This is a genomic window from Actinoplanes nipponensis (assembly GCF_016862275.1).
GTDB classification, from domain to species: Bacteria; Actinomycetota; Actinomycetes; order Mycobacteriales; family Micromonosporaceae; genus Actinoplanes; species Actinoplanes nipponensis.
The window spans coordinates 41,270-55,812 of the sequence record NZ_BOMQ01000063.1 but is presented as its reverse complement, the minus strand read 5'-3'; the positions used below and the strand labels follow the sequence as shown (position 1 = coordinate 55,812).

Genomic DNA, 14,543 nt, shown 5'->3' with positions numbered 1-14,543 from the left:
CGTACCCCTTCCGTACCGTTGGCGGCAGAAGGAGGGGGTGAGCACCGATGGCAAGTTCGCGTGACGTCGACGAGCCGACCCGGGAGTATCCGCTCGGCGGCGATGGCGAGGAGCAGGTGGCGACCCGCCCCGCACCAGCAGTGGACGATCCGGCCCCGGCCGCGCCGGCCAAGCCGGGTCTCGGCGCGTTCGCCCGCGTCGTCATCTTCACCGGCGTGGTCTTCGCGCTGATCGTGGCCATGTGCCTCGGCCTGCGGGCGATCAACGTCCTGCCCAGCTTCGACAACCCGTTCTCCGACAAGACCACCGACCGCAGCCAGCCGGTGCTGCTGCAGTCGATGCGCGACCTGAGCCGCTACGTCGCGGCCGACGGCACCTTCCAGGTCATCGTCGACCTGCAGGAGAGCAAGGACAACATCCCCGACTTCCTGGTCAACAAGCGCACGCTGTTCGTGGGCTCGGGCACGGTCGAGGAGTACGTCGACTTCGGGACGCTCACCGAGGGCGCGATCAAGGTCAACAATGCCGACAAGTCGGTGCGGATCGAGCTGCCCGCCCCACAGCAGGGTCAGGCCGCGCTCGACATGCAGCGCAGTTACGTCGTCGCCGAGGAGCGCGGGCTGCTCAACCGCATCGGCGACGCGTTCAAGAGCAACCCCAACCAGCAGCAGCGGGTCTACCAGCTCGCCCAGCAGCGGATCACCGAGGCCGCGACGAACAGCGGGCTCGACCAGCGGGCCCGGGACAACACCGAGAAGATGCTCTCCGGCCTGCTCACCAGCCTGGGCTACACCTCGGTGACGGTCACCTTCGCCGCTCCCTGACGCAGGGCGGCGCCCCTTCCCGGATGGGGGAGGGGCGCCGCCGTGGTCAGGTCACTCGTTGGGCAGCAGCACCCAGAGGATGAGGTAGATCAGGAACTGCGGTCCGGGCAGCAGGCAGGAGACCACGAAGATCAGCCGCATCACTCCGGAGGAGACTCCGAACCGGCGTGCCAGGGCGGAACAAACGCCGGCGATCCATCGGTCGTCGCGGGGCCGGGCCAGTCGGCGGGTCACGTCACTCACTCCCCATCGGTGCTGGTGGCAGCCGAGCGCCGCCACCGCGTTCCACGGTATGCGCCGGTGCGGGCCCCGCCCTCGGTCCCGAGGTGGAGAACGTCCTTCACATTCCCGTAAGGGCTACCCGTACCCCTTGCCGGACCGCTGTTAACATCGGGGCGATTTCCGCCCCCCACGCACCGCGTGCCCGGCGGTCTGAGGTGGGAGGGATGTCGCGGTGACGCTCGCCGTGCTGTGCGGGAGCACCGGCAACGACCTCGATCCGGGTGCCGCCCGCCGGCTCGCCGACGAGCTGACCGCGGCGCTCGCCGCGGCCGGGGCCACCACCGTCACCCCGGTGGAGGGCCTCGAGGTGGCGGCCCAGCTGCGCGAGATCGCCCGGCTCGCGGCCGGGGCCGGGGAGCCACTGCTGCTCTGCGCGGACAACCTGGTCGCGCACCCGAGCCTGCTGCGGACGCTGGCCACCGAGCCGGCCGGCCGCAGCACCGCCCTGGTGGTCGCGCGGGACGGCGGCGACCTGCGCGAGGAGCGGGGCCGGCTGGTTCCCGCCACCGACGGGACGGCGCACTTCCTCGGCGCGCTCAGCATCGCCCCGGCCGACCTGCCGATCCTCGCGGCCGCCGCCGAGGAGGCGGCCACGCGTTCGGGGCGCGCGCCCGCCGCCGAAGCGACCGGTACGGCCACCGCGACCGCGCAGCGCGACGTCATCGACGTGTTGCTGGGCGCGCTGCTCGAGGCCGGTCTCGTGCCCATCGCCACCCGGGTCCGGCTGCTGCACGCCGAGCGGGTGCGCTCCGGCGCCCAGCTCACGGCCGCCCGGGCCGCGGTCGCCGCCGTGGACGAGGACGCCGCGCTGCTGCGGCTGGCGGTCAAGGAGAAGGACGACTTCTTCACGACGTACGCGGTGAGCACCTGGTCCCCGCTGGTCACCAAGCTGTGCGCCCGGCTGGGTCTGACCCCGAGTGGGGTCACCGCGATGTCCGTGCTCTTCGCCGTGGCCGCCGCGCTGGCCTTCTGGGCGGGTTCGCGGCCCGCGCTGGTCGCCGGCGCGGTCCTGCTCTACCTCGGCTTCGTGCTGGACTGCGTGGACGGCCAGCTGGCCCGCTACACCCGGCGGTTCGGCGCCTTCGGCGGCTGGCTCGACACGATGGCCGACCGGGCCAAGGAGTACGCCGTCTACGCCGGCCTCGCCGCCGGCGCCGAGCGCTCCGGCCTGCCGTACGCGTGGCCGCTGGCGATCACCGCCATCGTGCTGCAGACGGTCCGCCACATGACCGACACCTGGTACGGCGCCCTGCATGACGAGGCCGCGGCCCGCCAGTCCGTCGGCACCGCGGGCAACACCGACGCGGGCGGCGGCGTGGGGGCGCGGCTGAGCCGGGCCTCGAACCGGGTCCAGGCGGACACCGGGTCGGCCGCGTACTGGCTCAAGCGGATCGTGGTCTTCCCGATCGGCGAGCGCTGGGCGCTGATCGCCGTCCTGGCCGCGCTGGGCAACGGGCGGGTGGCGCTGGCCGCCGTGGTCGGGTGGGGGCTGCTCGCCGCCGCGTACACCCTGGGGTTGCGCTCGTTGCGCTCGCTCTCGATGCGCGTCGGCGTGCTCGACACGGTCGACACGTCGCGCCACCGCGACGACGGCCCGCTGGTCCGCACGGTCCTGAGCGCCGCGAAGGTCCGGGCCCCGCTGCTCGGCGCCGTGGTCGCCGCCCTGGCCGCGCTGGCCCTGGTGGTCGGCCGGCTGGCCGGCTGGGTGCCGGGCGGCACCGAGGTGGGCGTGTGGCTCGGCGCCGGTGTCGAGATCAGGCAGCTCCGCGCGGGCGACGCGGCGCTCTGGCTGATCGCGGCCGCGCTGCTGGTGCTCGGCGCCGGACTCGCGGCCCGGGCGCGGCACGCCGGCCCGCTGGACTGGCTCGTCCCGGCCGGGCTGCGGGCGGCCGAGTACCTGATGGTGGTCGCGGTCGGCCTGATCTGCGCGGTGCCGCCACCGATCGTTTTCCTGCTGTTGTTCGTGCTGGCACTTGATCACTACGACCTGACCGCCCGGATGGAGAAGGGTGCGCCCGGGACCGGCGCGGCGCGGGCGTGGCTGGGCTGGGACGGCCGGGTCGTGCTGGTGGTGGCGAGTGCCCTCGCGGGGTTCGCGGTGGCCGGCGAGCTGCTGCTCGCCGTCGTCGTCGGCGGCTCGTTCCTCGCCGGGGCGGTCCGGGACTGGCGATCCGGAGGTGAGCGATGACCCTGCTGAGCGTGGTGCTGCCGGTGTACAAGGTGCAGGGTTACCTGCGCCAGTGCCTGGACTCGCTGCTCGACCAGCCGTTCACCGATCTCGAGGTGGTGGCCGTCGACGACTGCTCGCCCGACTACAGCGGCGCCATCCTGGCCGAGTACGCCGCGCGCGACGCGCGGGTCCGGGTGATCACCGCGCCGGAGAACGTCGGCCTGGGCCGGGCCCGCAACCTGGGCCTGGAGCACGCCACCGGGGAGTACGTCTGGTTCGTCGACAGCGACGACTGGCTCGCCCAGGGCGCGCTCACCGCGATCGCCGACCGGCTCGCCGCCACCGGCCCCGACGTGCTGATCTTCGGGTTCGACCGGGTGCACTGGGACGGCCGGGTGGTGACCGCCGGCGCCGCCAAGGTGCTCGCGGACGCCCCGGAGACGTTCACGGTGGCGGACTGGCCGCGGGTGCTCAGGGTGCTGCACGTCGCCTGGAACAAGGTGGTCCGCCGGGATCTGCTGGTCAAGCTTGACTTCCGCTTCGAGACCGGCTGGTACGAGGACGTCTCGTTCACGTACCCGGTGCTCGCCGCGGCCGAGCGGATCAGCGGGCTGCCGCGCACCTGCGTGCACTACCGGCAGCGGCGGACCGGGGCGATCACCCGGACCCTGGGCGACCGGCATTTCGAGATCTTCGACCACTGGGCGCACGCGTTCAGCATGGTCGACGCCTATTCGGCGCAGGCCGAGGCGCTGCGGCCGGCGCTGTTCAAGCGGATGCTCTGGCACTACCTGAGCGTCCTGCGCAACGCCGAGCGGGTGCCCCGGGGTTCGCGCCGGCGCTTCTTCGAGCGGATCGTGGAGCACTTCGGCCGGTACCGGCCCGCGGCGGGCTACGAGCCGCCGGCCGGCCTGGAGGGGGTGCCCTACCGGCTGGTGGAGCGGAACTCGTTCCTGGCGTTCCGGGTGGCGGAGCGGGGGGCCCGGCTGGTCAAGCGGGCGCGCCGGCTCAAGCGGCGGGTGGTGGGCAAGGCCCGCCGGGTCGCCGGCCGCCTGCGGGAGAGCCTCTACCAGCGCTACTACCGGCTCCAGCTGCGCCGGCCGGTCGACGACAAGCTGGCCCTGTACGCGGCGTACTGGTATCGCGGGGTGACCTGCAACCCGGCCGCTATCGCCGCCAAGGTGGCCGAGCTGGCCCCGGACGTGCGCAACGTGTGGGTGGTCGGCCGGTCGCGCACCGGCGCCGTGCCACCGGGCACCGACTACGTGGTCGCCGGGTCCCGGGAGTACTACCGCGCGCTGGCCCGGGCCCGCTGGATGATCAACAACGTCAACTGGCCGAACTGGGTGGTCAAGCGCCCCGGCAGCACGCACGTGATGACGCATCACGGCACGCCGCTGAAGATGATGGGCCTGGACCAGGCCGATCATCCGGCCGCCGCCAAGGACCAGGACTTCCGGGCGCAGATGCGCCGGGCGGACCGCTGGGACTTCAGCATCACGGCGAACGCGCACACCACGATCGCCTGGGAGCGGGCGTACCCGTGCCGCCACGAGACGCTCGAGGTCGGCTACCCGCGCAACGACCGGCTGGCGGTGGCCACCCCGGCGGACACCGCCGCGGCCCGCGAGCAGCTCGGCATCGGCCCGGACGAGCGGGTCGTCCTCTACACCCCGACCCACCGGGAGTGGCTGCGGCCCGGCGAGCAGGTGCTGGACGTGCAGGCGTTCGCCGACCGGCTGGGACCGGACACCGTCCTGCTGGTACGCGCGCACTACTTCCACGTGGCCGCGGGCCAGCGGACCGGGGCGCGGCGTGGGCGGGTCCTGGACGTGTCGGCGTACCCCGTCGTCGAGGACCTCTATCTCGCCGCCGACGCGATGATCACCGACTACTCGTCGGCGATGTTCGACTTCGCCGTGCTGGACCGGCCCGTGGTGATCTTCGCGCCCGACTGGGCGGCCTACCGGGAGCTGCGCGGGGCCTACTTCGACCTGATGGAGCTGCCGCCGGGCGCGGTGGCGACCACTTTCGCCGAGCTGGTCGACGTCTTCGGCAGCGGCGCCTGGTCCGGCGCCGAGGCGGCTGGCCGGCGGGCCCGGTTCCGGGAGCGGTTCTGCTACCTGGACGACGGCGGGGCGGCGGAACGGGTCGTGCGCCGGGTGTGGCCGGACCGCATCGGTAAGTAAATCTTCCGGTAAGCGGTGGCCGGTTTCTTCCTGCGCGGGCCCCCTTCCGGCCCGCGACCTGCACAGACGGTGCAATGAGCCGGCCCGCCGGCCCGCCCGAATGGGTGACCATCCGGTGACTGTCGGCAAATGGCACGTTCACCCGATGGCAGGCATCGATGGCTGTAGTCACGCTAAGCCATCGTCGCAGCTCAAACGCAGGAGGTTGACGGTGTCCACCGTCGCGCTCAAGGACGTCACCAAGGTCTGGCCGGACGGTACGGTCGCGGTCGACCGCGTCAGCCTGGACGTCGAGGACGGCGAGTTCCTGGTGTTGCTCGGGCCGTCCGGGTGCGGCAAGTCGACCGTGCTGCGCATGATCGCCGGCCTGGAGGACCCGACCGCGGGGGCCATCCTGCTCAACGGCGAACCGGTCATGGACCTCGCGCCGCGCGACCGGCGGATCGCCATGGTCTTCCAGGACTTCGCGCTGTACCCGCACATGACCGTCGGCGACAACATCGGCTTCCCGCTCAAGCTCTCCGGCCTCGAGCCCGGCCCGCGCGGCGAGCGGATCGGCGACGTGGCCAGCGCGCTCGGCATCGGCGACGTGCTCGCCCGCAAGCCCGGCCAGCTCTCCGGCGGCCAGCGCCAGCGGGTCGCGATGGGCCGGGCCATCGTGCGCCGGCCCGGGCTGTTCCTGATGGACGAGCCGCTGTCCAACCTGGACAGCGGGCTGCGCGCCGAGCTGCGCGCCGAGATCACCGGGCTCACCCGCGAGCTCGGCGTCACCACCATGTACGTCACCCACGACCAGGCCGAGGCGCTGACCATGGCCGACCGGGTGGCCATCATGCGCAAGGGCGTCCTGCAGGACATCGGCACCCCGACCGAGGTGTACGGCCGCCCGGCCACCCTCTACGTCGCGGCGTTCCTGGGCGCGCCCCGGATGAACCTGCTCGAGGCTTCGGTCTACGTGCACCTGGACCGCTACATCGCCCTCAACCTCGGCGAACAGGCCCTCTACCTGCCCTGGAACGACATCCGGGCGCGGGCCATCTCGCACTACCACGGCGAGCGGATCGTCGTCGGCATGCGGGCCGAGGCGCTCACCCCGGTGGCCCCGGACACCCCGGGCGACGTGCTCCAGGGGCGCATCCGCTACCTCGAGCACCACGGGCACGAGTCGCTGGCCTTCCTGGACATCGGCGCCACCGCCGTGGTCGTCGACGAGATGGGCAAGGCGGTCACCGACACCGACGCCGAGACCGGCGCGCTGCGGCGGATCGGCGGCGCGCTGCAGCGGCTCACCGGGCGGGCGGACAAGGCCGTGCTGGAGCGGGAGGAGGCGGAGAAGGCCTCGGTGCTCAGCGACCCGGGCCGGCACCACCGCCGGCCCGCCGAGCTGGCCGTGCGGCTGGCGCCGTACCCGGCCGTCTCGCCCGGACACCCGCTGGCCATCAACGTGCGGATGGACGCCCTGCACTTCTTCGACGAGCGCGGTGACCGCATCGACGTCGGTTGGCGCTGACGCACCCCTCGCATCTCTTGACGGCATGGCCTATCGTCCCGCCTACGTCGGTGCGATGGCGTATCGACGTCGTTGAGGTGAGGGAGGGGACGGACGTGGCCAACGCATCCGGACTTCTGGTGATCGAGCGCATCCTGCGCGACAGACAGGGCATCTGGCAGCAGGTGGTGGAGGACCGATCCCTCACCCGGCTGACCAGTCAGATGCTGCTCAGCTCGGTGGTGGCCCTGGCCTGCTACGGCGCGGTGCTGGGCTCGTTCCACAGCGTGCTCATGGCGCTGACCTCGGCGGTGAAGCTGCCGCTGCTGTTCCTGGTGACGCTGGCCATCTGCCTGCCCACCCTGTACCTGTTCAACCTGGTCTTCGGCGCGCGGCTGTCGGTGCGGCAGTCCCTGGCCCTGGTCATGGTGGCGCTGACGGTCACCGCGATGCTGGCCGTGGCGTTCGCCCCGATCGCGCTCTTCTTCCTGATCACCGCGCCCGACTACGGGTTCTTCAAGCTGCTGAACGTGGCCATCCTGGCCCTCTCGGCGCTGGTCGGGCTGCGCTTCCTGACCGGCGGGATGCGGGTGCTCAACGAGAACGGCCTGCTGGCGCCGGAGAAGCCCGCGGTGGAGGCGGCGCCGGACGAGGTCCCGGCCGGCGCCCCGGCCGTGCCGGCCACCGTCGGCACCACCCCGGCCAACGGCGGCAGCGGCGGCACGACGACGCTGACCGCCCCCGCGCCCGTACAGGCGCCCGTGGTGCCGCCCGGCTACATGCTGACCCCGATCGCGCACCCGCACGAGCGGCCGGTCCGGCCGGTCAAGCCGGCCCAGCCGACACCGCCCAGCATGACGCTGCTCTACGTCTGGATCCTGCTCTTCGGCTTCGTGGGCACCCAGCTGGCGTGGACGCTGCGGCCGTTCTTCGGCAGCCCCGGCATGAAGTTCAGCCTGTACCGGGACATCGACGGCAACTTCTACGCCGAGATCCTGCGGACCCTGTCGCACCTGTTCTGACGATTGCCGGTTCCGTTGGCTGCCACGGAGGCGGTACGCAGCGTAGGCTGCTCGACGGTGGAAGAAACTGTCGACCAGGACGTGCTGCGTCCGGCTCCGGGCCCGGAGTCGCCGGACGCCACCCCCGTGCACTCGGAAACCGGTAGGCCGGCCCTGCTGGATCGCCGGTTCGGCCGCGACGAGATCACCGTGGTCCGCCACGAGGTCACGGCGCGGCTGGACCCGGTTCTGCTCGCCGACCGCCTGCCCGGCTTCGTGCTGGCGATCAACGAAGTGATCACCAACGCGGTGCTGCACGCCGGTGGACAGGGCCGCATCGTGCTGTGGAGCACCGGGTCGGCGGTCCACTGCACGGTCACCGACTCGGGCCCCGGCATCCCGGAGCAGTACCGCCGGCCGCCGACCGTGCCGGAGGCCTTCGAGGTGGGCGGCCGGGGCATCTGGCTGGCGCACCAACTGTGCGACGAGGTGACGATGGCGACCGGCCCGATTGGGACGACTATCGGACTGAGCGTGCGCCTGCCCGGCCGCAATACCGCGTCTGGCCTGGTCAACGAGGGCGCTTCGGCGGGCTGAACAAGGAATGAAACGCCGTGGAAATGTGATCGAGGGCATTGAGGCGTGTCGGCCATCCGGGGCGACTACATTGGGCCAGTGCTCGGACTACCTCCTCATGTGACGGCGTGCCTCTTCGACCTCGACGGGGTGCTCACGCAGACCGCCCTGGTGCATAACGCCGCGTGGAAACAGACCTTCGACGCGTTCCTCCAGGCGTGGTCCCAGCACCACGGACAGCCCTTCGTGCCGTTCGACTCCGGCGCCGACTACCACCAGTACGTCGACGGCCGGCAGCGGGCGGACGGGGTCCGCACCTTCCTCGCCTCGCGGGGCATCACCCTGCCCGAAGGCGAGCCCGACGACGGTCCCGACGCGGAGACCGTCAACGGCATCGGCAACCGCAAGAACCTCCTGGTCCTGCAGAAGATCAAGGAGGGCGCCGTGCAGGTCTACCCCGGCTCGGTCACCTACCTGCACGCGGTCAAGGACGCCGGGCTGCGCCGGGCCGTCGTGTCGGCCAGCGCCAACTGCGCGGACGTGCTGCGGGCGGCCGGCATCGCGGACCTCCTGGAGGTGCGCGTGGACGGTGTCGTCGCCCGGGCCCAGGACCTGCCCGGCAAACCCGCGCCGGACACCTTCCTCTATGGTGCGAAGCTGCTCGGCGTGGCCCCGGAGCAGTGCGCGGTGTTCGAGGACGCGCTGGCCGGCGTGGCGGCCGGCAAGGCCGGCGGTTTCGGCATCGTGATCGGCGTGGACCGGGTCGGCCAGGCCGACGCGATGCGCGCGCACGGCGCCGACATCGTCGTGCAGGACCTCGCCGAGCTGCTCCAGTAATCCCCCTTCAAGACTTTCTCCCTTATCAGTTGCGAGAGGCACCACCGTGATCCGTGAACGGGCCTACCCCGTCGATCCCTGGCACATCAGGGAGACCCGGCTGGACCTGGATGTACTGGCCCAGTCCGAGTCGGTCTTCGCCCTGGCCAACGGCCACATCGGCATCCGGGGCAACCTGGACGAGGGCGAGCCGCACGGCCTGCCCGGCACCTACCTCAACTCGTTCTACGAGTTGCGGCCGCTGCCGTACGCCGAGGCCGGCTACGGGTTCCCCGAGTCGGGCCAGACGATGGTCAACGTCACCAACGCCAAGCTCATGCGCCTGCTCGTCGACGACGAGCCGTTCGACGTGCGGTACGGCGACCTGCGCTCCCACGAGCGCAGCCTGGACCTGCGGGCCGGCACCCTGGAGCGGACCGTGGAGTGGGTCTCCCCCTCCGGTCAGGCGATCCGGGTGCGCACCGTCCGGATGGTGTCGTTCACCCACCGGGCCGTCGTGGCCTTCCTCTACGAGGTCGAGCCGCTGGACGCCTCCGCCCGGCTGATCCTGCAGTCCGAGCTGGTGGCCAACGAGCAGCTCCCGCCGACCAGCAAGGACCCGCGGGTGGCGGCGGTGCTCGATCACCCGCTGCAGGCCGAGGAGATGCTGGAGCAGCGCACCGGCGGCCTGCTGGTGCACCGCACCAAGGCCAGCGACCTGCGGATGGCCGCGGCGATGGAGCACCTGGTGGAGACGCCGGGCAAGCACGCCGTGACCACCGAGGGCCACCCGGACTGGCTGCGCACCACGGTGGCCTGCAAGCTCGAGCCGGGGCAGAAGCTGCGGGTCGTGAAGATCGCCGCGTACGGCTGGTCCAGCAACCGCTCGCTGCCCGCGGTGCGCGACCAGGTCGGCGCCGCGCTCGCCAGCGCCCGGCTGGACGGCTGGGAAGGCCTGGTCGAGGCGCAGCGGGAGTATCTGGACGCGTTCTGGGACCACTCCGACGTCAAGGTCGAGGGCGACCCGGAGGTGCAGCAGGCCGTCCGCTTCGGCCTCTTCCACACCCTGCAGGCCGGCGCCCGCGCCGAGCAGCGGCCGATCGGCTCCAAGGGCCTCACCGGCCCGGGTTACGACGGTCACACCTTCTGGGACGCCGAGACGTTCGTGCTGCCGGCCCTGACGTACACGCAGCCGGCGGCGGCGGCGGACGTGCTGCGCTGGCGGCACTCGACGCTGGACCTGGCCCGGGAGCGGGCGCAGACCCTCGGCCTGCAGGGCGCGGCGTTCCCGTGGCGCACCATCCGCGGGCAGGAGTGCTCGGCGTACTGGCCGGCGGGCACGGCCGGGTTCCACATCGGCGCCGACATCGCCGACGCGGTGCGGCGCTACGTCTCGGCCACCGGCGACTACGACTTCGAGCGCGAGTACGGCCTGGAGCTGCTGGTCGAGACCGCCCGGCTGTGGCGCTCGCTCGGGCACCACGACCGGCACGGCCGCTTCCACATCGACGGCGTCACCGGCCCGGACGAGTACACGGCCGTGGTGGACGACAACGTCTACACCAACCTGATGGCGCAGCAGAACATGTTCGCCGCGGCGGACGCGGCCAAGCGGCACCCCGAGCTGGCCCGCAAGCTGGGCGTGGACGACGAGGAGTCGGCGTCGTGGCGGGACGCGGCGGCCTCGGTGCACATCCCGTACGACCGGGAGCTGGCCGTGCACCAGCAGTCGGAGGGCTTCACCCGGCTGCAGGAGTGGGACTTCCAGAACACTCCGCCGGAGGCGTACCCGCTGCTGCTGAACTACCCGTACTTCGACCTGTACCGCAAGCAGGTGGTCAAGCAGGCCGACCTGGTCATGGCGATGTACGTGCGCGGTGACGCCTTCACCCCCGAGGAGAAGGCGCGCAACTTCGCGTACTACGACGCCCGGACCGTGCGGGACTCGTCGCTGTCGGCCTGCATCCAGGCCGTCATGGCGGCGGAGGTGGGCTTCGTCGAGCTGGCCCACGACTACCTGGGCGAGGCCGCCCTGATGGACCTGCACGACCTGCACCAGAACGCCCGCGACGGCGTGCACGTGGCGTCGCTGGCCGGCTCGTGGATCGCCCTGGTGGCGGGCCTGGGCGGCATGCGGGACTTCAACGGACAGCTGTCGTTCGCGCCCCGGCTGCCGAGCCGGATCAACGCGCTCGAGTTCTCGCTGCTGTGGCGGGGCCTGCGGCTGCGGGTGGAGGTGACGGCGGAGGAGGTCACCTACTCGCTGCGCAACGGTGGCGGCTCCGCGCGCCTGGATCTGCTGCACCACGGCAAGGAGGTCACCATCACCCAGGTGAAGCCGGTCGTCCTGCCGATCCCGCCGGCGCCGCCGGCCGGTCCGGCGCCGGAGCAGCCGGCCGGTCGCGCCCCGGTCCGCCGGGCCACCGGCGTCTGAGGGCCGCCCGATCCGACGAAAGAGCCCCCGTCCTCGGTGAGGACGGGGGCTCTTCGCGTTGCCGTGGGGCGCTACAGCATGGAGACGTGGACGTGGTCCGTGTGGTCGCTGGGACCGTGGTACGTCTTCCAGCCGGTGGCGGGGAACCAGATCATCTTGTTCCAGATGACGTAGAGGATGCCGAGCCGGTCGGCGTTGCGCACCAGGAAGGCCATCAGGTTGTTGCCGTACTCCCGGGTGTCCTGGTTGTGCCAGGGGGAGAAGCCGCTCTTCTGCAGGGACCAGTCGCAGGCGCGGCCCTTGGGGTGTTCGAACGGGCCGCCGTTGCGGTGACAACCGACGAATCGGTTGAACTTCGCCTTCTTCACTTCCTTGTACATGTGGTACGTCCGCGCGGTGATGCAGCCGCCCGTGGTCGGGTCGTCGACGTTGCACGACTCCGGGCTGAACTCGCCGTCGGAGTTGCGCGGGGCCGGCGCGGCCACCGGCGACTTGGCGAACACGAAGCCGCCCGTCACGGTGGTGCCGCCGACCTGGGCCAGCGCCTTCTCGGCCGACTCCTTCTGCTTCTCCATCAGCGCGAGGTTCTGCTTCTGCGCCTTGACCTCCTGGTCGAGGCGCGCCTTGGCGCTGGCCACCTCGTCGATGGCCTGGTCGAGCTCGCGCAGCTTGCCGTCGTTGAGGGCGTTGATCTCCTCGAGCGAGACCGCCTTCTTGAGGAAGCCGTCGGGGGTGCGGGTGTTGAGCAGGAAGCCCATCGTCGAGATGCCGCCGGTGCGGTACTGCTGCGCCGCCACCGCGCCCACCTCGGGCAGCAGCCGGTCGCGCTTGGCCTCGGCGTTCTTGACCCGCAGCGCGTACCCCAGCTGGGTCTTGGTCGACTTGGCGACCGCCGCCTTGGCCGTCAGGTAGCGCCGGCCGGTGGAGTCGAGCACGTCGTTCAACAGCGGGTTGTCGTCGCCGTCGTCGGCGGTCGACGACTTCTTGGAGTCGTCGGGGTCGGCGTTCGCCGGGGATGCGGGGGAGAGCAACATCGTCACCGCGGCGAGCGGGGCCAGGGCGAGGATCAGCCACCGGCGGGGTCTTGCCGTCATTCACATTCCTTCCACGTGACCACCGGCCGGGTTAGCTGACGGGTTCGGGACGGAAGCAATCCCTACCACTGACTCGTGGATTCACCCCGGTACTTCTGTGGTTCCCCGGCTCATCTTGCGACGATTAGATGGTGGGCTGCCGGCGCCTTGGGGGCAGCGCCTTCTGGCAGTGACCGGCGGCCAGCTTACCTGACAAGCGCCCCGGTGGCAGGTCTGCCGGGAGCGGGAAAAGCGTTACCAGGCAACGACTTTCCGTTACTTATCGATGAGATGCCGCAGGTCGGAGGCCGTAACGGCGCATCAATGTGAGTCGTTGCATTCTTTCCGTAGTCAATCACTGTTAGTGGTCGATCCGCTGCTGACGGTACGACGACTGTCGATTTCCGGTATTGCTGGGTAGTCTTCGTCACGGTCTCAGCGCAGACCGCCGCCTAATCGCCGCGAGGCGAGCCGGGGAACCACTTGAGTAGTGGGGTGAATCGGATCCGCGCACCCGCGCGGATCGGTAGGGATCACTTCCGTCCCGAACCCGTCAGCTAACCCGGTCGGCGGCCGACGGAAGGAACGTTCGTGAGGCTCAACCCTGTCCGCCGGCGATTAGCGACCGCGCTCGCGGTTCTGGTCGCCACCTCGGGGCTGGCGCTCGCCGCCCCGCAGCCCGCCTCCGCCGCGCCCCGGCCCCTCGCCGCGCCGGGCGACTCGGGCGACGACGGTGAGGGCGGTTCCCAGACCCTGATCAAGCAGCTCGAGGCGGCGTCCAAGGGCTTCGTCGAGGCCAAGGAGGCGCTCGACCGCTCCAAGAAGCGCCAGCAGGAGCTGACCGCCAAGCTCAAGCAGATCGACACCGAGCTGGGCCCCAGGCAGGCGGCGCTGGACGACATCGTCGGCAAGTCGTACCGGACCGGCCGGCTCGGGGCGATGACGGCGCTGATCACCGCCGACTCCACCAGGAGCATGCTGGACCGGGCGCAGACGCTGGAGACGATCGCCGTCAAGCAGGACCGCGCGCTGCGCGACCTGAAGGACAGCAAGGCGAAGCAGGAGCAGGCGAAGGCCGCGATCGACGCCGCCATCAGCGACCAGCAGCGCCAGCTCACCGTCATGGCCAAGCGCAAGAGCCAGGCCGAGAACGCCCTCAAGGTCGCCAACGCCGCGAACGGGTCGAGCGGCTCGTCCTCCGACGACGGCGGATCCACCGGCGGCGGTGGCAGCAGCTCCCTGGCCGCCCCCGCGCCGCGCAACTCGGACGGCTCCCTGCCGAGCGAGTCGTGCAGTGTCAACGACCCGACCACGTCCGGCTGCATCACCCCGCGCACCCTGCACGCGATGCAGGAGGCGAAGAAGGACGGTTTCAACCACTTCATCGCCTGCTTCCGCCACCAGAACAGCGGTGAGCACCCCAAGGGCCGGGCCTGCGACTGGGCCGCCGACAAGGGCGGCTTCGGTGGCGACGCGACCGGCGCCAGCAAGGACTACGGCAACCGGCTGGCGAACTACTTCATCGCCAACGCCAGCCGGCTGGGCGTGCTCTACGTCATCTGGTACAGGCGGATCTGGCTGCCCAGCAGCGGCTGGAAGTCGTACTCCGGGGCCGGCGGCGATCCGTCGAGCGACCACACCAACCACGTGCACCTGTCGATGCGCTGATCCACCGGGGGAGTGCGGGGC

The 14,543-nt window shown here is 71.4% G+C and carries 11 protein-coding genes and 2 riboswitches; of the genes, 9 read left to right on the top strand and 2 right to left on the bottom strand.

What is annotated here, in order from left to right; all coding sequences use genetic code 11:
- The first annotated feature begins 47 nt into the window (after positions 1-47).
- Positions 48-824 carry a DUF4230 domain-containing protein gene (locus Ani05nite_RS26820; RefSeq protein ID WP_203772774.1) on the top strand — a complete coding sequence of 259 codons (777 nt, stop codon included), beginning with the start codon at positions 48-50 and terminating at the stop codon, positions 822-824.
- 51 nt (positions 825-875) lie between these two features.
- Here Ani05nite_RS26820 and Ani05nite_RS26815 read toward each other — a convergent pair whose 3' ends face one another.
- The gene (locus Ani05nite_RS26815) at positions 876-1,058 is read right to left on the bottom strand and encodes a PspC domain-containing protein (RefSeq protein ID WP_203772772.1); all 183 of its coding nucleotides are present in this window, start codon (positions 1,056-1,058) and stop codon (positions 876-878) included.
- A 220-nt stretch (positions 1,059-1,278) separates the two neighbouring features.
- On the opposite strand from Ani05nite_RS26815, the gene Ani05nite_RS26810 reads away from it, so the two are divergent.
- The 7 genes from Ani05nite_RS26810 (at position 1,279) to Ani05nite_RS26780 (ending at position 11,781) form a co-directional block, all read left to right on the top strand.
- The gene (locus Ani05nite_RS26810) at positions 1,279-3,294 is read left to right on the top strand and encodes a DUF5941 domain-containing protein (protein WP_203772770.1); all 2,016 of its coding nucleotides are present in this window, start codon (positions 1,279-1,281) and stop codon (positions 3,292-3,294) included.
- On the top strand, positions 3,291-5,465 hold the full coding sequence (locus Ani05nite_RS26805) for a bifunctional glycosyltransferase/CDP-glycerol:glycerophosphate glycerophosphotransferase (protein ID WP_203772768.1): 2,175 nt from the start codon (positions 3,291-3,293) through the stop codon (positions 5,463-5,465). Before Ani05nite_RS26810 ends, Ani05nite_RS26805 begins: the two co-directional genes overlap by 4 nt.
- Before the next feature lie 211 nt (positions 5,466-5,676).
- Positions 5,677-6,975, top strand: coding sequence for an ABC transporter ATP-binding protein (locus tag Ani05nite_RS26800; protein WP_203772766.1), 1,299 nt, complete (start codon positions 5,677-5,679; stop codon positions 6,973-6,975).
- A gap of 95 nt (positions 6,976-7,070) precedes the next feature.
- On the top strand, positions 7,071-7,976 hold the full coding sequence (locus Ani05nite_RS26795) for a hypothetical protein (RefSeq protein ID WP_203772764.1): 906 nt from the start codon (positions 7,071-7,073) through the stop codon (positions 7,974-7,976).
- Positions 7,977-8,033: 57 nt separating this feature from the next.
- Entirely contained in the window at positions 8,034-8,552 is a 519-nt protein-coding gene (locus Ani05nite_RS26790) for an ATP-binding protein (protein WP_203772762.1), read from the top strand.
- 78 nt (positions 8,553-8,630) lie between these two features.
- Positions 8,631-9,368, top strand: a complete 738-nt coding sequence (locus Ani05nite_RS26785) for a beta-phosphoglucomutase family hydrolase (RefSeq protein WP_203772760.1) — start codon at positions 8,631-8,633, stop codon at positions 9,366-9,368.
- A gap of 46 nt (positions 9,369-9,414) precedes the next feature.
- Complete coding sequence (locus Ani05nite_RS26780) at positions 9,415-11,781, top strand: glycoside hydrolase family 65 protein (RefSeq protein WP_203772758.1); 2,367 nt, start codon at positions 9,415-9,417, stop codon at positions 11,779-11,781.
- Positions 11,782-11,852: 71 nt separating this feature from the next.
- On the opposite strand, the gene Ani05nite_RS26775 is transcribed toward Ani05nite_RS26780, so the two are convergent.
- Positions 11,853-12,875: a coiled-coil domain-containing protein gene (locus tag Ani05nite_RS26775; protein WP_203772756.1), complete on the bottom strand. Its 1,023-nt coding sequence runs from the start codon at positions 12,873-12,875 to the stop codon at positions 11,853-11,855.
- 5 nt (positions 12,876-12,880) lie between these two features.
- Positions 12,881-13,016, bottom strand: a riboswitch (cyclic di-AMP (ydaO/yuaA leader).
- A 277-nt stretch (positions 13,017-13,293) separates the two neighbouring features.
- A riboswitch (cyclic di-AMP (ydaO/yuaA leader) is annotated at positions 13,294-13,442 on the top strand.
- A 3-nt stretch (positions 13,443-13,445) separates the two neighbouring features.
- Between Ani05nite_RS26775 and Ani05nite_RS26770 the strand changes: the two genes are divergently transcribed.
- Positions 13,446-14,522 carry a coiled-coil domain-containing protein gene (locus Ani05nite_RS26770; protein ID WP_203772754.1) on the top strand — a complete coding sequence of 359 codons (1,077 nt, stop codon included), beginning with the start codon at positions 13,446-13,448 and terminating at the stop codon, positions 14,520-14,522.
- The last annotated feature ends 21 nt before the right edge of the window (positions 14,523-14,543 follow it).